14 protein-coding genes and 1 rRNA gene are annotated in these 17,467 nt (G+C 70.9%); 5 read left to right on the top strand and 10 right to left on the bottom strand.

Features of this window, described 5'->3' with window-relative positions; translation table 11 throughout:
- The first annotated feature begins 2 nt into the window (after positions 1-2).
- Together rrf and ABUW04_RS27540 are read left to right on the top strand one after the other, a co-directional pair.
- A 5S ribosomal RNA gene (gene rrf / locus ABUW04_RS27545) occupies positions 3-119 on the top strand.
- Positions 120-902: 783 nt separating this feature from the next.
- On the top strand, positions 903-1,748 hold the full coding sequence (locus tag ABUW04_RS27540) for a YceI family protein (protein ID WP_380566964.1): 846 nt from the start codon (positions 903-905) through the stop codon (positions 1,746-1,748).
- 106 nt (positions 1,749-1,854) lie between these two features.
- Here ABUW04_RS27540 and ABUW04_RS27535 read toward each other — a convergent pair whose 3' ends face one another.
- Positions 1,855-3,105 (bottom strand): MFS transporter, encoded by a 1,251-nt coding sequence (locus tag ABUW04_RS27535; RefSeq protein WP_380566963.1) that lies wholly within the window; start codon positions 3,103-3,105, stop codon positions 1,855-1,857.
- Between the two features lie 146 nt (positions 3,106-3,251).
- On the opposite strand from ABUW04_RS27535, the gene ABUW04_RS27530 reads away from it, so the two are divergent.
- Positions 3,252-3,875 (top strand): CGNR zinc finger domain-containing protein, encoded by a 624-nt coding sequence (locus tag ABUW04_RS27530; protein WP_380566962.1) that lies wholly within the window; start codon positions 3,252-3,254, stop codon positions 3,873-3,875.
- A 33-nt stretch (positions 3,876-3,908) separates the two neighbouring features.
- Here the strand turns inward: ABUW04_RS27530 and ABUW04_RS27525 are convergent, their stop codons facing one another.
- The 8 genes from ABUW04_RS27525 to ABUW04_RS27490 form a co-directional block, all read right to left on the bottom strand.
- Positions 3,909-4,427 carry a hypothetical protein gene (locus tag ABUW04_RS27525; protein ID WP_380566961.1) on the bottom strand — a complete coding sequence of 173 codons (519 nt, stop codon included), beginning with the start codon at positions 4,425-4,427 and terminating at the stop codon, positions 3,909-3,911.
- Between the two features lie 161 nt (positions 4,428-4,588).
- Complete coding sequence (locus ABUW04_RS27520) at positions 4,589-5,845, bottom strand: hypothetical protein (RefSeq protein ID WP_380566959.1); 1,257 nt, start codon at positions 5,843-5,845, stop codon at positions 4,589-4,591.
- Positions 5,846-5,887: 42 nt separating this feature from the next.
- The gene (locus ABUW04_RS27515) at positions 5,888-7,780 is read right to left on the bottom strand and encodes a TraM recognition domain-containing protein (protein ID WP_380566958.1); all 1,893 of its coding nucleotides are present in this window, start codon (positions 7,778-7,780) and stop codon (positions 5,888-5,890) included.
- Positions 7,777-9,132 carry an ATP-binding protein gene (locus ABUW04_RS27510; RefSeq protein ID WP_030255885.1) on the bottom strand — a complete coding sequence of 452 codons (1,356 nt, stop codon included), beginning with the start codon at positions 9,130-9,132 and terminating at the stop codon, positions 7,777-7,779. The genes ABUW04_RS27515 and ABUW04_RS27510 overlap by 4 nt, the downstream gene beginning before the upstream one ends.
- Positions 9,133-9,219: 87 nt before the next feature.
- On the bottom strand, positions 9,220-10,764 hold the full coding sequence (locus tag ABUW04_RS27505) for an SCO6880 family protein (protein ID WP_030255882.1): 1,545 nt from the start codon (positions 10,762-10,764) through the stop codon (positions 9,220-9,222).
- Positions 10,761-12,044: a hypothetical protein gene (locus ABUW04_RS27500; RefSeq protein ID WP_380566957.1), complete on the bottom strand. Its 1,284-nt coding sequence runs from the start codon at positions 12,042-12,044 to the stop codon at positions 10,761-10,763. Before ABUW04_RS27500 ends, ABUW04_RS27505 begins: the two co-directional genes overlap by 4 nt.
- The gene (locus ABUW04_RS27495; protein ID WP_030255876.1) at positions 12,034-12,855 is read right to left on the bottom strand and encodes a hypothetical protein; all 822 of its coding nucleotides are present in this window, start codon (positions 12,853-12,855) and stop codon (positions 12,034-12,036) included. Before ABUW04_RS27495 ends, ABUW04_RS27500 begins: the two co-directional genes overlap by 11 nt.
- Positions 12,856-13,030: 175 nt before the next feature.
- The gene (locus tag ABUW04_RS27490; RefSeq protein WP_030255873.1) at positions 13,031-13,339 is read right to left on the bottom strand and encodes a hypothetical protein; all 309 of its coding nucleotides are present in this window, start codon (positions 13,337-13,339) and stop codon (positions 13,031-13,033) included.
- A 356-nt stretch (positions 13,340-13,695) separates the two neighbouring features.
- Here ABUW04_RS27490 and ABUW04_RS27485 point away from each other — a divergent pair, with 356 nt between their 5' ends.
- Together ABUW04_RS27485 and ABUW04_RS27480 are read left to right on the top strand one after the other, a co-directional pair.
- Positions 13,696-14,745, top strand: a complete 1,050-nt coding sequence (locus tag ABUW04_RS27485) for a bifunctional lytic transglycosylase/C40 family peptidase (protein ID WP_380566955.1) — start codon at positions 13,696-13,698, stop codon at positions 14,743-14,745.
- Positions 14,746-15,027: 282 nt separating this feature from the next.
- Positions 15,028-15,750 (top strand): phosphatase PAP2 family protein, encoded by a 723-nt coding sequence (locus ABUW04_RS27480; protein ID WP_380566953.1) that lies wholly within the window; start codon positions 15,028-15,030, stop codon positions 15,748-15,750.
- A 26-nt stretch (positions 15,751-15,776) separates the two neighbouring features.
- Here the strand turns inward: ABUW04_RS27480 and ABUW04_RS27475 are convergent, their stop codons facing one another.
- Positions 15,777-17,414 carry an FAD-binding oxidoreductase gene (locus ABUW04_RS27475; protein ID WP_380566952.1) on the bottom strand — a complete coding sequence of 546 codons (1,638 nt, stop codon included), beginning with the start codon at positions 17,412-17,414 and terminating at the stop codon, positions 15,777-15,779.
- Positions 17,415-17,467 lie beyond the last annotated feature (53 nt).

Genomic DNA, 17,467 nt, shown 5'->3' with positions numbered 1-17,467 from the left:
GTTTCGGTGGTCATAGCGTGAGGGAAACGCCCGGTAACATCCCGAACCCGGAAGCTAAGCCTCACAGCGCCGATGGTACTGCAGGGGGGACCCTGTGGGAGAGTAGGACGCCGCCGAACAACCATTAACAGGAAGCCCCCTGACCACCGGTCAGGGGGCTTCTCTGCATTCCCCGCCAGTGCGGTGGGGGAGGCCGGCCGCCGCAGGTGGGGCGGCTGCTGTGGGTGGCTTACATGGCGCCACCGTTGCCGCCCGCCCCCGTCCGTGGCTTGTTGCTGTTGCTCGGCTTCGCCTCGCGGGCCAACTACAGCGGGGGAGCGGGGCCGGTGCCGGGCGCCGTTGCCGGGTGCGGGCGTGCAGAAACGGTTCTGCGGCCGGGCCTCGCGCGAACCGGGGTCGATTCTCGTACGTCGGGTCACTCGTGGTACGCCAGGACCGGGTCAAATGGGGCATTACGGCATGATCAAGTGACACCTTGTCCCGAAAGTGACCCCGGTTCAGTCCAAGGCCCGCTCGCACCTCGGCAGGAACGGTTCTGCACCGCCCCGCACCCACCCGCCGCCCGGCAACGGACCCCAACCCGCCCCCGGCTCCTCGTAGTTGGCCGCGAGCGGAGCGAGCCACCTTAGCCACCAACGCACCAACGCGCCCCATGGAAGTGATGGCGGATCACCGGGAGCGAACACGCACCGGCAACCCGGCCACAAGACGGGGGCTCGGCAGCAAAACAGACCCCGCACCACCTCCGACCTGCCCCGACCTGCCGCCGATGCCGCGCGCTCAGTGGTCCCGCCGAAAGGTGTTCGAGTCAGCTGCGCCAAGTAGGTTGCAAGATCCGAGCGGGGCCGCGAATGTGTCGGTAACTGTGTTCAACGGCACCATACTTGGAGGCGAATCAGACAATGACCGACCAGGGCTCAGCCCCATCCTCGACCTCGGAATCCACCTCGACCGAGAGTCCGGCAGCACCGCTGCCGGGTGTCTACCGGGTCGACCCGGATCAGACCGTGATCCGGTTCCGAGCTCGTTCCATGTTCGGCCTGGTTCCGGTGAGCGGTACGTTCACGGTGGGGCAGGGGGAGTTCACTGTTGCCGAGGACGTCGCGGCATCGACGATCGACGTAACCGTGCTGGCGGAGAGCTTCGCGAGCGGTAACGCCAAGCGGGATGAGCACATCCGCTCCGCCGACTACCTGGAGGCGGCCGCGCACCACGACATCGTGTTCCGAAGCGCGAGCATCCAGCAGGGGAGCGCGACCACTGCCCCCGGTGAGCTCACCGTTCGTGGCGTGACGCAGCCCTGCGTGCTGACTATCGCCACAGTGACCGGCGACGACAAGACCGTGACGGCCAAGGCCAGCACGACGGTTGACCGCTATGCGTTCGGGCTCACCAAGCAGAAGGGCATGGTGGGACGCCAGACCAGTCTGGAGATTGACGTCGTTGCCGTTCGGGAGTCCGGCTCGGCCACCTCGGTGGTCTCGAGCGAGGCTCCGGCTGAAGCCGCCGAGGAGGTCGCTGTGCCGCCGGCTGAGGCTGAAGCCCCGGTTGAGGCCCCCGCTGAGGCGCCGGCCGAGCCGGTGACCGAAGCCCCCGTTGAGCCCGTCGCCGAGGCTTCAACAGAGGCTCCGGCAGAGGAGGCGACGGAGGAAGCGTCAGAGGAACCGGCCGAGGCGGTGACCGCCGAGACGGCGGCCGAGGCCGCCCCGGAGGCCTCGACCGAAGCGCCGGAGCGACCCGCGGACTAGCGCCAGGACCAGGACTGGGCGAGCTGCCAGTGCCCGCCTGGGCCCAGCCAGGTGTGGCCTGGCGGTCGCCTCCGTGCCCCGCTCAGGCCCCGCTCCCGCCACGGGTTCACCCGTGGCGTTCGGTGGCCCAGAGCAGTAGTCCTGCCGCGGGGAGTGCCGCGCCGAGGGTGGCGACTGCCGGCCACCCGTCGGCGCGGTAGGCCGTGGAGGCGACTTGCGAGCCCAGTGCGCCGCCGAGGAAGAAGGTGGCCATGTAGGCGCTGTTGAGCCGGGCGCGTGAGGCCGGGTCGAGTTGGAAGATGACGTGCTGGCCAAGGATGAGGGTGGTCTGCACGGCCATGTCCAGCAGGATCGCCGCCGCGCCGAGGGCGATGATGCTGTGTCGGCCGACGCCGGCGAGGCCGAAGGCCAGGGCCGCGGTGAGCAGCGCCGCTGCCGTCATCGGTCGGACCAGGCCGCGGTCGGCCCAGCGTCCGGCCAGTGGCGCGATCAGCACGCCGCCCGCGCCGACCAGGGCGAACAGGCCCACGCCCAGCTGGTTGTAGTGGAAGGGCGCGCCGGTGAGGACGAAGGAGACGGTGGTCCAGAAGGCGCTGAAGGCGCCGAACATGGTCGCCTGGTAGAGGGCTCGCCGTCGCAGGGCCGGGTGCTGCCGCATCAGGCGAGCGGTGGAGCGCAGGAGCGCCGGGTACGGCGCGCCGGTGCGCGGTCGGCGCGTCGGGAGGGTCGTGCGGAGCACCAGGGCCAGGACGGCCATCAGCGCGGCCGAGGTGAGGTAGACCACCCGCCAGTCGGTGGCCTGCGCCAGCAGGCTGCCGAGGGTGCGGGAGAGCAGGATGCCGGCCAGCAGCCCGCTCATCACCTGTCCGACGATGCGGCCGCGGATGTGGCTGGGGGCCAGATCAGCGGCGTACGGCACGAGGATCTGGACCACGACGAGGGTGGTGGCGAACAGCAGCGTCGCGCCGAGCAGCAGGGCGTATCCGGGTGCGGTGCCGGCCACGACCAGGGAGGCGGCGGTGATGCCCAGCAGCACCGTGACGAGTCGTCGGTTCTCCAGCCGGTCGCCCAGCGGGACGATGAACAGCAGGCCCAGCGCGTAACCGATCTGGCTGATCGTCACGAGCCAGCCGGCGGTGGCCGCGTCGATGCCGAAGACCTGGCGCAGGCTGCTGAGCAGTGGCTGGGCGTAGTAGAGGTTGGCGACGGCCAGTCCGCAGGCCACGGCCAACAGCAGGACCAGTCGGCGCGGCGGTTCTCCCGCCCCGGTCGAGGCGAGTGCGCCATCGACCTCGCCCTCAGTCTCGACGGCGGCAGTGGCAGCGGCAGCGGTGAACTTGGGCGACGGCTGGGACACGTGTGTCCCCCCTTCGATGGCAGCGGTCAGGTGAACCAGTCAAACCGGTTCCTGACGCTACCAGTTAAACCGGTTCGCGCAGTACTGTGTTCCGCATGACGGTCACTACTCGTGCAGCTGGGGAAGCAGCGGACAGAGGGGCAGAGGTGGTCCGCTTCCGGGAGGGGGCGGGCAGGCTCTCGCTCGACTTCATTCGTACGCTCCGGTACCGGGGCACCATCGGTTCCGTCGAGGAACTGCCCGATGTGTCCGCCCTGGTGGGCTGGATCACGCAGTGCGGACCCTGTGCGCTGGCGCTGGATGCCGAGCTGGTCGATCCGACGGTGGTGCGGGATGCACGGAGCCTGCGGGAGGCGGTCCACGAGCTGATCTCCGCCGCACGCAGCCCGGGCGGGGTGAGCTCGTCCAGCTTCCTGTCCCGTGAGCTGGTGAACCGGGCGGCTGCCGTCGCGGCTCCGACGCCGCGCGTCGATCCGTCGGGGGCTCTGCTCTGGATCGCCACCGATCCGGTCGCGGCCACGCTGTCGCTGGTGGCGAGGGACGCCGTCGACCTGGTCACCTCCCCGGCGATGGAGCGGGTGAGGGAGTGTGCCGATCCGACCTGCGGGGCGCTGTTCGTCGACAACTCCCGTCCCGGAAAGCGCCGGTGGTGCTCGATGGGCGCCTGCGGCAATCGCGCGAAGAAGAGCACGATCCGCAGCAAGGCCGCCCAGAGCCGGGACCAGGGGAAGGGCCAGGGGAAGGGCCAGGGGAAGGACGGCTCGGCCTGAGCCGGGCGGGGCTTGGCCCCAACCCGCTCCCGGTCAGTGCTGGACGGCGGCGGCCGGGGTGGCAGGCGCGGTCGGGAGCAGACCCAGGGCCCGGAAGCTGATCCGCTGGTCGAACCAGAGCAGGGTGACGGTCGCGGCGGTCATCAGGAAAGCCATCGTCAGGTGGCCCGCGGCGCTGGTGATCTGGGCTCCGGCGAGGCCGAGGAGCAGGTGCGCTCCCGCCCGCAGCGCGATCAGCCCGATGGCGATGGCACGGGTGCGGCTGTTCTTCAGCATGGCCTTGACCAGCTTGCGACGCTTTCCCAGGACCGTGATCCCGACGATCATGTTCACCGCGCCTAGTGCGGCGAGCACCGTCCAGGCGTCGGGGCTGGTCTTCAGGATGTCGTAGGCGCCACCCATCAGGCCCTCGAAGCCGAAGAACCAGACCGGCAGCGGCTTCAGGTTCTTCAGCGCCTCGGCATCGGCCTGCGCCTTCGCCTCGGCCTTGGCGGTCTGCTCCTCCACCGAGGCGGCCTTCTTGCTGAACCTGTCGGAGATGCTGATGCTCATGGTGTGTCCGCCCCCTGGGTCGTTCCGTCGATCCGCCGGCTCCCTGCCGACATGGATCATCCTGGCCCGGATGAGGGGCGCTGCAGCAGAGCCGCACATCCCGACCTGAGCAGTACATTTGTCATACGCGGCTCAGGTCCGGACGTCATTTCCGCAGCTCACTACGGTTCCTGAGTCGGTCCCTGGCCCTCTTCCTGCCCCTGCCCCTGCCCCTGCCCCGGACCCTGCGCGTCCTGCACCGGATGCAGTTGCACACCGGCCTGCTCGGCGAGCGCGAGGTCCAGGCTCTCCCTGCGGATCCGGCGGTCCAGGTACAGCAGGCCGTTGGTGAGCGGCGTCAGCGGCATCGCGAGCACCGTGACGAGCGCGCCGCCGACCGCCGCCGTCAGGTAGAAGAACGCCACCGCGCCGAAGCCGATGTGCGGCGTGGCGGCGGTGTCGGGGGTCCGCGAGAGCTGGTCGAACACCGGCAGCGAGCCGATCACCACGGCGGGGATCAGGATGAGCTGACCGACGACCGAGCCCACCAGGCTGACCAGGTAGGGGATGCCGAGGCTCCGCCACCAGGCGCCGCCGTTGAGCTTCCAGGCCCGGCGCAGCGCGGCGACCGGCCGCTGGTTCTCCAGCACCACGACGGGGATCACCAGCACCAGCCGCACCGTCACGTACAGCACCGCGACCATCGCGGGCAGCCAGAACAGCAGCAGCGTCGCCCCGAAGGCCGCGCCGCTCTGCGCGGCGGCGCCGATGCCCGCGGCCAGGCCGACGGCCACCACCAGTACGGCCAGGACGCCGCCGGCGAGCAGCAGGCAGACCGCGAGCACCCGCCACAGGTGCGGCCTCGACTCCCGCCACACCTGGCGCACCGTCACCTTCTGTCCCAGGACCGCATGGCGCAGCACCGCGGTGCTGGTGGTCGAGCCCACCAGATAGCAGGCCAGGGCGCCGAGCGCGATGATGAGGACGGCACCGCCGCCGAAGCCGGCCATGGTGAGGCCCTGTCCGGTGCTGGGGGTGAACGAGGAGTTGTCGCTGGCGGCGTCGTAGATGCTGTGCAGCGGGCCGTAGGCGAAGGCGGCCAGTGTGCCGAGCAGCAGGGCGCTGCCGAGGGCGGTCAGCAGCAGCGGGACGTAGACCGCCAGGAAGTGGCGGCGCAGGGTGCCGAAGACCCCGCTGAAGATGTCCCCCACGGACAGCGGGTGCAGCGGTATCACGCCCGGCTTGGGCGGACGCGGCGGCAGCGGGACGTAGCCCCAGCCGGGATAGCCGGGATGGCCGGGATAGCCCGGAGAGCCGGGGTAGCCGGGCCCGGGCCCGCCCGGACCACCGGGTGGCCGGCCGCCCGTGGCCCACCCGCCGGGACCGCCGCCGGGCCCACCCGGTCCGCCGGGACCGCCCCACCCCGTGTTGCCGCTCATCGCTCCGCTGCTCTTCTCTCTTGCGTGCTCGCTCCCGTGGAGTCACGAGCGTACGGGAGCGCCTTCCGTCGACGAACCTTCGATGCGGAAGCGTTGTGCGGCCTTCCGGTCCGCGAGCAGCAGCAGTTCGCCCTTGTCCAGGGCCCCGGGGGCGGTCGCGGACTCGGTCTCCGCCGGGCCGGACCCCAGCGCGGTCAGCAGGCCGTCGATGCCGGGGGCCGGCAGCGGGCCGAGCACGGCGCGGGCGTCCGCGTTTGTCCACAGGCTGTGGACGGCGCGCTCGTCCCAGCGCAGCCGGGCCTGTTCGGGGGAGCGGAAGACGGCGACCCCGGCCAGGCCGAGCGGGCCGCCGCGGGCCATCAGTTCGGGCAGGCCCGGGAAGGGCGCGACTGCGGCCGCGTTGTCCAGCAGGCAGAGCAGTGGTGGGTCGAGCCGACCGGAGGATGACCGTACGGCCATGCGCCGGCCGCGCTCGACCACGTCTTCCACGAGCGCGCTCAGCAGGGGCATCACGCTGCGCTGTGCGGAACCGTTACTGCCGACCCTGGTCTCGGTGGCGCGACCCAGTACGTAGAGCGTTCCCCGATGGCGCAGGACTGACTCCACATCAAGACTGTCAGTTGCCGAGGAAGAGGCTGAGGGCGCGCAGGCCTGCTGCACCTGGAGTTCGGACAGCGATTCCAGTGCGCCGCCGATGCGTTGCAGCGCGGAGTCGCGCAGCTCGGTCGAGTGGGTGAGCACCGTCTGCAGTTCGCCGTCCCAGCCGTCAGCGGCGGTGTGCGGGTCGGCGTTGCGCAGGATGCCCAGCGCCTCCTGGCGGTTGGTGCCGGAGGCCCAGCGCTGGATGTGCCGGAACGGGCGCCCGTCCAGCGCGGCAGCGTGCAGCCAGCAGCGGAGCACCGTCTGCGCGGTCTCCTGGATGCCGCGCTCGTGCGAGGCGCTGGAGGAGCTGGTGGAGCCGTCGCCGCGGGCTGTCGGGGCAAGCAGCGCACGGGCCCGGGCGGAGGCGACCGAGGGGTCGTCACAGTGGTCGTGCGGGGCCCAGCGGACCCGGGCGTCGGGGTCGTCGAGGGCGTCGACCAGTCGCAGCGGGTCGTAGAGGCGGGCGTCCCGGTGCGCGGGACGGGCCTCCCAGAGCGCGAGGTCGTCGGTGACGACGAGGACCGCCCCGGTCGCGGTCTCCACGGCCCGCTGCAGCAGCCGGCGCCGGTACGGGGCGGCTCCGACGTCCGGCACCAGCAGCGCGGTCATGCCCGCGGGGAAGGCGAAGGCCCGGGAGGCCGGGGCCGGGACCGGAGCCGGAGCCGGGGCGGCGGCAGGGGGAGGCCCGTCGGCGGCCTTGTGGATGGAGACGGGGGCGGAGCCGGTGACGGGCTCGGCGAGCGGTGGCGCGGTCCGGGGCTCGGGCACCGTAGCGGGCGTGGGCATCGCAGCGGGCGCCGCCGCCGCGCCACCCGTCCGTGCGGGCCCCGCCGTCGGATAGGACTCCTCCGGCCGGTACGGTTCCTGCGCCCGGTGCGCCTGCCGTGCGCTGCGCAGCCGCATCCACGCCGTCAGTATCGTCAGCGCCAGCGCGATCAGCAGTGCCAGCAGGACGAAGAAGGTGCTCCAGAAGGCCGTCGGCGACGGCAGCTGCGGCACCGGCGTGCCGGGCCAGGCCGCGCCCATGCTGTTCGGCTGGGTGGCCAGGTTCCGGATCGCCGTCGGCGTCCCGGCGAACGGCAGCGGATGCGGCAGGTGACCATGGGTCACCAGCGCGCCCAGGGCCGTGGACAGCCACACCAGGGTGGTGGTGCCGAGCAGCGTCGCCAGTACCCCGACGATGGCTCCGTCCGGTATGCCCCTGCGCGGCGGTACGCCGGCGCCGCTGCTGCCGTCCCAGCTCCTTCCGTCCCCCGGCCGCCCCCGGCCGCCCGGCTGCATCGACGACATCATGCCGCCGGGTCGTCCGCGAGCTGTTTGGAAGCCCGGGTGCGTTCGATAATGGCGTCCTCCGTCATCGCGCGGTCGGTGAAGACGAGCGGTCTCTCGTGCTCGGTGATCAGGTGCTTCACCACCTGGACGTTGCCGTTGACGTCCCACACCGCGATACCGGGCGACAGCGTGGGGATGATCTCCACCGCCCAGCGCGGCAGGCCCAGTACCCGTCCGGTGGCCCTGGCCTCGTCGGCCTTCTGCATGTAGATGGTCCTGGTCGAGGCCATCTTCAGGATCGCCGACGCCTCCTTGGCGGCCGCGCCGTCCATCACATCGGAGAGGTGGTGCACCACCGCCACGAACGACAGGCCCAGTCGCCGTCCGAACTTCAGCAGCCGCTGGAACAGCTGGGCCACGAAGGGGGAGTTGATGATGTGCCAGGCCTCCTCGACCAGGAAGATGCGCTTCTTCCGGTCGGGGCGCAGCCAGGTGTGCTCCAGCCAGACGCCGACGATCGCCATCAGGATCGGCATGGCGATGGAGTTGCGGTCGATGTGCGACAGGTCGAAGACGATCAGCGGGGCGTCGAGGTCGATGTCGGTGGTGGTCGGCCCGTCGAACATGCCGCGCAGGTCGCCGTCGACCAGCCGGTCCAGGACCAGGGCGACGTCCAGGCCCCAGGTCTGGATGTCCTCCAGGGAGACGCCCAGTGCGTCCACGGAGTCGGTGTTGGGGGAGCGCAGCGTGTCGATGATGTCGCCGAGGATCGGCTGGCGCTCGGTCCTGGTGGCGATGACATGGGCGTGCGCGGCCTTCAGCGCGAAGCCGGCCCGTTCGTCCAGGCCGCGGCCCATCGCCACCTCGATGATGGTGCGCAGCAGTGCCAGCTGGCCGGTGAGGGTGATCGCCGGGTCCAGCGGATTGAGCTTCACCCCGCCGTTGAGGGCCGCCTGCGGGTCGAGGCGCACCGGCGTTATCCCCAGCGCCCGGGCGATCAGGTTCCACTCGCCGACGCCGTCCTCGCCCTGTGCGTCCAGCACCACCACCTGGCGGTCGCGGAAACGCAGTTGGCGCAGTACGTAGGTCTTCTCCAGCGCCGACTTGCCGTTGCCGGACTCGCCGAGCACCAGCCAGTGCGGGGCCGGCAGCTGCTGCCCGTACAGCTGGAAGGGGTCGTAGACGTAGCCCTTGCCGCTGTAGACCTCCCGGCCGATGATCACCCCTGAGTCGCCGAGCCCGGGCGCGGCCGTCGGCAGGTAGACCGCCTGGGCCTGGCCGGTGGAGGTGCGGACCGGGAGCCGGGTGGTCTCCATCTTGCCGAACAGGAAACTGGTGAAGGCGTCGGTCAGGCCGCCCACAGGTGCTGCCATGCAATGCCTCCAGGGTCTGCGGGGATCGGGGGACTACGGGTTCGCGGGACTGCTGGCTCGTGGGTCTGCGGGGTTCGCGGGACGGGGTCAGCGGCGGATGCCGGTGGCGAACGGGAGGGTGTTGACGAAAGCCCGGTGGTGCTCCCGGTCGCACCACTCCAGCTTGAGGTAGCTCTTGCCGGCGGAGGCGCGGATCGTCCGCTTGTCCCGGGCGAGCGCCTCCGGCGTGCGGGAGCTCACCGTGATGTAGCCGACCAGGTTCACGCCCGCCGCGCCGGAGGCGAGGTCCTCGCCGCGCTGGTCGACCCGGCCGCTGTGGGCCGCGTCGCGCGGGTCGACGGTGCGGTTCATCTTCGCCTGGCGGCTGGCCTCGGCGTCGTCGTTGGTCTTCTCGGTCAGCATCCGCTCGATGGCGACGTCGGTGGGCTCCAGGTCCATGGTGACCGCGACGGTGCGGATCACGTCCGGAGTGTGCACCAGCAGCGGGGCCAGGAAGTTCACGCCGACCGGGGTCAGCGGCCACTCCTTCACCCAGGCCGTGGCGTGGCACCAGGGCTCGCGGGTGCCGGACTCGCGGGTCTTGGCCTGGAGGAAGTTGGCGTCGGTGGCGTCCAGCTCGGCCGGCCAGGCGTTGCGCCGGGACATCGCCTGGATGTGGTCGATCTGGTGGTCCGGGTCGTACATGGAGTGCAGCAGGGACGCCAGCCGGGCCTGGCCCAGCGGCTGCCGGACCCGGATGTCGGCCTCGGCCAGCCGGGCGCAGATGTCGGTCAGCTCACGGGCCATCACCGCGGCCAGGCCCTCGTCGCCGCGTGCCCTTATGTGCGCGGTCCGGCCGATGGCGTGGGCCTCGGCGGCCAGCTCCCTGGTGTACGGCATGCAGGCGACCAGGTAGGCGCGGTGCTGCTCGGAGGAGGTGGAGACCATTGACTGCAGCTGGTCGTAGGACTCCTTCAGCCACTGCGGCGAGTCCGGGTCGCCGCGCCGGGCGACGTCCTTGGCGTGCGCGTCCGGGTCGGCCGGCAGGGTGCGTGCCAGCACCTGGAGCCGGGTCACGAAGCCGTCGCCGTTGGCGACGTGCTTGAGCAGCGTCCCGAAGCGCTCGACCAGGGCCTCCTGGTCCTCGGAGTCGCGCAGGCCGACGCCCGGTCCCTCGATCTCGATCGCCGCGGTGACGGTCTTCCGGGTGAGGTGCAGCAGCACGGTCACCTCGTCCGGGCCGAACGGCGCGGCGAGCCAGCGGATCCGTCCGATCCCGGGCGGCGGCCCGATCTCGACCTCTCGGCCGTCCAGCTTGGTGCCGGCCTCCATCACCCCGGACCGGTAGGTGGCCATGGCCGAGGAGCGGACGGTGCGGCGGTAGCTGCGGTTGATCTCGGCCCACTTGTAGATGGTCCGCTTGCGGTAGGGCAGGTAGACGACGGCGAAGGCCATCAGCGGGAAGGCGACCAGGCCGATCAGCCGCAGCGGGAGGAAGGAGGTGAACAGCAGCCCCCACATCATCCCCAGGAACGCCCCGAAGATGATCAGGAAGACCTCGCCGGTCTCCCGGTTCTTCCCGATCAGGGCGTTCGGTTTGGCCTTGCCGATCAGGTAGGTGCGTCGGTAGCCACCGACTGGCTGGGTGGTCACGGCCGCGCCCCCTTGCTCATGGTGCTGTTACCCGTACCTGCGGGGGCGCGGTCGGACACGCCCCCGTTGTTCTGTGCCGGGGGCGCGGCTGCGCCGCCCCGGGGGCCTCGTGAGCCGTGCGCGGCGATGCCCGGTGTGACGCTGCCGCCGCCCGCGCCGCCGCCGCGGTTGCCGCCGCCCTGTTCGGACTCGCGTCCGGCGTGGGTGTTGATGCCCTGCTTCATGAAGTTCGCGGGGCCGTTCACCACGGCCGAGCCCGCGCTCACCGCGGAGGCGCGGGCCTGCCGCATCGCCGCCATGTCGTCGCCGAAGCCCGGTACGAAGCGGTAGATCGCGGTGCTGGCGAAGATCGAGAGGGCGAGGATCGCCAGTCCGGCGAGGACGGTGGAGAAGGCGTCGTTCGCCCCGGCGTTGGAGGCGATGGCTCCGGCGAGGCCCAGGATGATCACGATCACGGGTTTGATCAGGTCCACCGCGACCATCAGCCCGGCCCAGCGGCGTACGTGCTTCCACAGCTGACGGTCCACCAGGCCCGCGTAGACGGCGGTGCCGAGGAGCGCGCCGACGTAGAGCATCGCGGCCCGGATCAGCATCTCCAGCCACAGCACGGCGGCGGCGAGGATCGCCACCAGGGAGACCAGGACCTGGATGATCGGGCCGCCACCGAGGTTCCCTCCGGTGAGGGTGTCGGCGAAGGTGCCCAGGTAGTTGGTGGTGTCGGTCTTGGTCCCCGACGCGATGGCGGCGGTGATCCCGTCGGTGGCGCTGACGACGGTGTAGAGGACGAGCGGGGTGAACGCGGAGGCGATCACGGTCAGCCAGAGGAAGCCGACGGCCTCTCCTATCGCCGTGTAGATCGGCACACCGCGGACGGCCCGCTTGGCCACGGCGAGGAGCCAGAAGATCAGCGTCAGGAAGGTGGAGGCGGCGAAGACCACGGCGTACTGCTTCAGGAAGGTCGGGTTGGTGAAGTCGACATTGGTGGTCGAGTTGATCCCGTCCGAGAGCTTCCGCACCACCCATGCGGCGGCGGTGGAACACCCGTTCGCCAGCGACTGCAACGGGTCCAGCGTGGAGGTGCTGGGGAGCGGGGAGGTGTTGGAGTTCTGGTTCTCGCACAGTGACTTGCCCAGCCCGACCAGGCCACTGCAGTTCTTGGGGGTCGCCGACGGAGACGGGGAGGCCGTGGCTGCGGCTGCCAGGTTGGCCAATGACAGCATGGCCAACTGAAGCAGTGTCACCGAGCCACCGATTACGGCGATGCGGCGCTTACCTGGCATAGCGGAACCCCCCGAACTGCGAAACAGCGCTGCTGATGGCACCGGAGTCGGAGGCGGCCTGACTGCCACTGATCGGGACCGGTCCGTCCTTCTGGTTGTAGCCGGACATCTTCCAGTCTCCGTTCACCCAGCGAAGCTGCAGCACCTCGGTGAACCAGTACTCAGCGACCGGCTTGACCGACCCGGTGCCGGCGATGCCGCCGAGGGCGTTGCACCACACTTCTACGGTGGCGGTACCGCTGCTGTAGCTGTCGTTCTTGCTTCCGACCGGGATCGTCCGGGACACGAAGGTCTGCCCGGCCGGTGCGGCGCCGTTCACGAGTCCGAAGGTCTTCGCCTGGGCCTGGTAGGAAGTGTCCGACCGCGCCTGCAGGGCCGACTCGGCCGAGGGGTCGGTGATCGTGTGCAGTATCGTGTGCCGGCTCGCGTCCGCGTACATGTCGGCCGAACCCAGCGCCACCGCGTAGTTCACCGCTGCTGACTGGGCGCCCTCGCTGGTGTGCGGGAAGCCGGTGGCGATGCCGTTCTGGGTGGTGGTCACCGGTTGGGTGCCGGTCGGGGCCGTGGCCTGGTCGCCGGAGGTGCCGGTGGCGGCCTTCGCCGCCCCGCTCGACGGCGTCGAGCCCGCGGCGGTCGTGGATCCGCCGGTACGGTTCAGCACCGCCACCGCCAGCACCAGCACCGCCACCATCGCCAGGACCGCGACCAGCGTCCGCAGGGATCGACGACCACCCGCCTCCGGTGCGCCGGGTGACGGAGTCCCGGCCGGATAGCGGGTACGCGTATGCGGCTGGTCGTCAGGCGCTGACACAGCGGCCCCCTTGGGACGAGGGTGGGCAGGTAGACAGTTGTCGGCTTACGGGCGGACAGGGACGATGCGGACAGGGACGATCGCGACAGTGGCACCCGGACGGCGGCCCGTGGGGAGAGCTTTGCCGAACCGGTACATATCGTCGTACGGCAGGGTGATCAGATTAGACGTCTCGTCAGATCGCCATGCCATACACAATGGTGAACAAGGTACCGAGCGATCCGATGATGAACACGCCGGTCAAACCGGCGACGATCAGTCCCTTCCCCTGCTCCGCACTGAAGGTGTCCCGCAGTGCCGTGGCGCCGATCCGCTGCTTCGCCGCGCCCCAGATGGCGATGGCGAGACAGCCGAGGATGGCGACGGCCATGATGACCTCCACCATCGTCTTGGCCTCGGAGCCGAGACTGGCGAAGGGGCCCCAGTTGGGGGCGATCCCGCCGATGATGGTGTTGATGTCACCCTTGCTGGCACTGAGATACAAAACAATCACCTACCTGATCATCATTCAAAGCCCAGCACCCGGCCGTGGTGTAGGGCCCGGCCCTATTGTTGGCCAGAACCGAAGTCGACTTGGCCACTTTCCAGAGGATCGTCGTTGAGTTGTGTGCCACAGATGCCAACATTGGGCCTCATGGGTCCTGCAGCAGCTTGGTCGAGCCTACCGCTAACCGTGTGTATCACCAGTGATTGCGCAGAGCAACGCCCTGGTCCAGACTCTGTGGGGGCATCTGCGGGCACTCGAGGCAAAGGCCGGTGGCACATGCGCTCTACCTCGCCACTACTGCACTCCCCCCTTCCCGACATCCTGACGCCCGACATCAAGACGCACGGCGCTTCGTGACGGCCCGTCGGGCCTGGGCCCTCATCAGCGGAGGCGGCGTCACCGCTCTCGGTGTCGCACTCTTCGTCGTCATTGGCACATACACCGCCTCCGGGTCGATGCTGCAGGCCCAGGCCCAGGGGGCGGTGCAACTGGCGCCCGGGACCGTGCCGTCGAGCTATGCCGCGCTGATCCAGAAATGGGGCACCCTGTGCCCCGAACTGACGCCCCCTCTGCTCGCGGCGCAGATGTACCAGGAGAGCGGGTTCAACCCCAAGGCGGTGAGTCCGGTCGGTGCGCAGGGGATCGCCCAGTTCATGCCGGCGACCTGGGCCATCTACGGGATCGACCCCACTCATACCCATACACCGGACGTGTGGAACCCCGCGGATGCCATTCCCTCCGCCGCGACCTACGACTGCGCCCTGGCCAAGGACACCGCCAACGTCCCCGGCAACCACACCTCCAACATGCTGGCCGCCTACAACGCGGGCCCGTACGCCGTCATAAGCGCCCAGGGCGTCCCCTCCTTCTCGGAGACGCAGAACTACGTCACCTCCATCACCAAGCTGGCGGAGTCCTTCACCGGGGCCACCACCATCAGTTTCTCCAGCCAGGCGGCCGGGGCGATCTACTACGCCCAGAGCAAGCTGGGCACCCCGTACCTCTGGGGCGGGGAGGGGCTGGCCTCGCAGAACTACCGGTTCGACTGCTCGGGGCTCACCCAGGCGGCGTACGCCAGCGTGGGCATCACCCTGCCGCGGGTCGCCGCCGACCAGTGGTACGCCGGTCCGCATCCGACCCGCAGTCAGCTCCAGCCGGGCGACCTGGTGTTCTTCTCGCACGACCCGCACGACCCGACCCAGATCCACCATGTGGGGATCTACGTCGGCGGCGGCATGATGATCAACGCACCGCACACCGGAGCGGTGATCCGCTACGACTCCGTCGACTCCGAGGGCGACTACTTCGGCGCCACCCGGGTCACCGCGGGCGGTGCCGCGGCGCTGCCGACCCTGCAGCCCGGCGGAACCATCGCCAACGGCGGAGTACCGGTCACCAGCTGAGATGCGGGGCCGGCCCGCCGGTCCCGGTCCCGTCCCCCGGCCCCGCCGCCGTCTCACCCCTTGAGCAAGTGTCACGGACCGGGACCGGGCTTGTGGCGGAGCCGTGAGCGTCGCGTCACGTTCCAATAACTTCGGCCGCCCCCGGAACACTTTGGGCGATTCGCGCCGTTGTGCCCGATGCAGGGAGAGGACACTTGACCTTGCCGTACCGGAGCCCCGGCGTTCGGGACTCCTCTCCGTCGAAGCACGGCGAGTCGGGCGAAGAGATCGCGGAGGTCTGGCGTGGCGACGGTGGTGCTGCTGTCCGACGGCGAGGGCGGGGACATCGACTGGTCCCTGACCTCTACCATCAACGGTCTGGCCCGCGACCTTCCGCAGGCGGTCGACAGCGTGCTCGGGTTCCTCGGCGAGTACGGGGTGCCGCTGGCGTCGGTGCTGGTCCTGCTCGGCGCCTGGCTGCAGGCCCGGCGCCGCCCCGACGCGGCCGAGTCGGTGGCCGGAGTGCTCTGGGCCGGGCTGGCCGCCGGTGTGGCGCTGATCCTGAACGTCCCGGTGCGGGCGCTGGTGGAGCGGCCCCGCCCGTTCGTCTCACATCCCGGGCAGCTCGACCTCTTGATGGACCATCAGGCCAACGGCTCGTTCGCCAGCGACCACGCCACCTTCACCATGGCGCTCGCGGTCGGCCTGCTCCTGGTCAACCGCAGGTACGGGATGATCGCGCTCGGCCTGGCCGGGTTCGAGGGCCTGCTGCGGGTCTTCATGGGCGTCCACTACCCCACCGACGTCGTCGGCGGCTTCGCCCTCGGCACGGCCACCACCCTGCTGCTGGCGCCGATCGCGATGGCGGTGCTGGCCCCGTTGGTGCATGCGTTGACCCGCTCCTCGCTGGCGCCGCTGGTCCGTTCGGAGCGCCGGGTCCGCGGCACCCGGGCGACCGGTCGGCCGAGCACGTCCCTGGCCGGCGCCCCGGACAGCCCCGACACCCCGGACGAGCTGGCCGCATAACTGCCGGCCCTGCCCGGGGCCGCCGCTCACCCCAGCGGCACCGACTGCGGGAAGTGGAACATCCCGCCGGGGTCGTAGGTCCGCTTCACCGAGCGCAGCCGGGCCGCGTTGCCGCCGTAGTAGGCCTGCTCCCAACCCGTCAGATGCGGGTCGATGTAGTTCTGGTAGGCCTGTCCGCTGGAGTACGGGCGCATCGCCGACCAGACCCCGGTCAGCCAGGACCAGGAGCGGTCCGCCCCGTTTCCGCCCACCACGCCGTCCGGGTAGTTGGCGGTGTACTGCGCCATGAACAGCCCGTCGCGGTGCACGAAGGCGGTGTCCGCGGCGCCGACCCGGTTGATGGCACCGCCCAGCGCGTCGAAGGCCACCCCCGCGCTGCCGCCGGCGGGTCCGGTCCGGGGGTAGCGGTTGATCGCGGCGACCAGGGCCTCGGCCCCGGCCTCGCTGAGCGGGCGGGTGAACACGTCCGACTTGGCGCCGTAGGACTCACGGGTGACCCGGCCCGAGGGGTTCTGCCCCGGCAGGCTGCCGGCCAGGTGCGAGGCGGCCTGGGACCACCCCGACACCCCGCCCATCACCTGCATGGTCTCCAGGTAGGAGCGGGTGTGCAGGGACACCGACGAGGGGGTCACGGCCAGCCGGTCGACCTGGTTCGACAGTTCGCTCTGCGGGCCCAGGTAGTTGACGGTGGTGCCGAGCTGGGTGCGTCCGTCCGCCCACACCAGCAGGTGCAGGTCGGCCCAGAGTGCGTCAGGCGCGCTGGGCGCCCAGGCCTGCCAGGCCCGGATCACCGCGGCCGCCTTGGACCACGGCCAGCTGAGGAAGCCGTAGGCGCACTGCGCCGCCGGACGGGTGCGGAACGACAGCGAGGTGACCACGCCGAAGTTGCCCCCGCCCCCGCCGCGCAGGGCCCAGAAGAGGTCGGGATTGCTCGATGCGCTGGCCGTGCGGATCTGCCCGTCGGCGGTCACCACCTCGGCGCTGCTGAGGTTGTCGCAGGTCAGGCCGTAGGCGCGACCGGTGACGCCGACGCCGCCGCCGAGGGTGAGACCGGTCACGCCGACCGTCGGGCAGGAGCCCGCCGGGATGGTGACGCCCCGTCCGGCCAGGCCGGTGTAGACGTCGATCAGTCGCGCCCCCGCCCCTACCGTGGCGCTGCCGCCGGAGGCGGAGACCGAGCCCAGCTTGCCGACGTCCAGCACCAGGCCGCTCCCCGAGGACCAGCCGCCGTAGCTGTGCCCGCCGCTGCGCGCGGCCACCGGGACCCCGTGCCTGCGGGCGAAGGCCAGACAGGTCGCCACGTCGTGCGCCCCGGCGACATAGGCGACGCCGCTCGGCTGCAGCGAGTCGTACTGCGGTTGGAAGAGGTGACGGGCCGAGTCGTAGCGGCTGTCGCCGGGCCGGATCAGCAGCCCGTCGAGGTCCTTGGCGAGCGCGGTCCAGTCCGCGGCCCTGGCCGGGGTGGTGGCGGCGGTCGAGGCGGAGGGGGCGCTGGAAGCGGAGGAGGAGGTGGTCGAAGCGGTCGCGACCGCGGTCGTCCCCGAGCCGGCCGCGGTCGTGCCGGTGCCGCCGCCCTTCGAACAGGCCGTCAGACCCGCCACCGCGACCGCGCCGGCGGCCCCGGCCCGCAGCACGGTCCGCCTGGAGGTGATCGTTTCGTCCATGCCGGACCTCTTCTCGGAGCAGCAGCCGCACCATCTCGATCGCTGTGACGTCG

Origin of the sequence: Streptacidiphilus jeojiensis (assembly GCF_042510965.1) — a bacterium.
In the GTDB taxonomy this organism is placed as follows: Bacteria; Actinomycetota; Actinomycetes; order Streptomycetales; family Streptomycetaceae; genus Streptacidiphilus; species Streptacidiphilus jeojiensis.
The sequence above is the reverse complement of the archived record's forward strand: the minus strand, read 5'-3'. Positions and strand labels throughout refer to the sequence as shown.

Bases quoted from the DNA above. Each gene is read 5' to 3' on its own strand.
- ABUW04_RS27540 (WP_380566964.1), top strand. From the start codon at position 903: ATGACCGACCAGGGCTCAGCCCCATCCTCGACCTCGGAATCCACCTCG.
- ABUW04_RS27525 (WP_380566961.1), bottom strand. From the start codon at position 4,427: ATGAGCATCAGCATCTCCGACAGGTTCAGCAAGAAGGCCGCCTCGGTG.
- ABUW04_RS27520 (WP_380566959.1), bottom strand. From the start codon at position 5,845: ATGAGCGGCAACACGGGGTGGGGCGGTCCCGGCGGACCGGGTGGGCCC.
- ABUW04_RS27515 (WP_380566958.1), bottom strand. From the start codon at position 7,780: ATGATGTCGTCGATGCAGCCGGGCGGCCGGGGGCGGCCGGGGGACGGA.
- ABUW04_RS27510 (WP_030255885.1), bottom strand. From the start codon at position 9,132: ATGGCAGCACCTGTGGGCGGCCTGACCGACGCCTTCACCAGTTTCCTG.
- ABUW04_RS27500 (WP_380566957.1), bottom strand. From the start codon at position 12,044: ATGCCAGGTAAGCGCCGCATCGCCGTAATCGGTGGCTCGGTGACACTG.
- ABUW04_RS27475 (WP_380566952.1), bottom strand. From the start codon at position 17,414: ATGGACGAAACGATCACCTCCAGGCGGACCGTGCTGCGGGCCGGGGCC.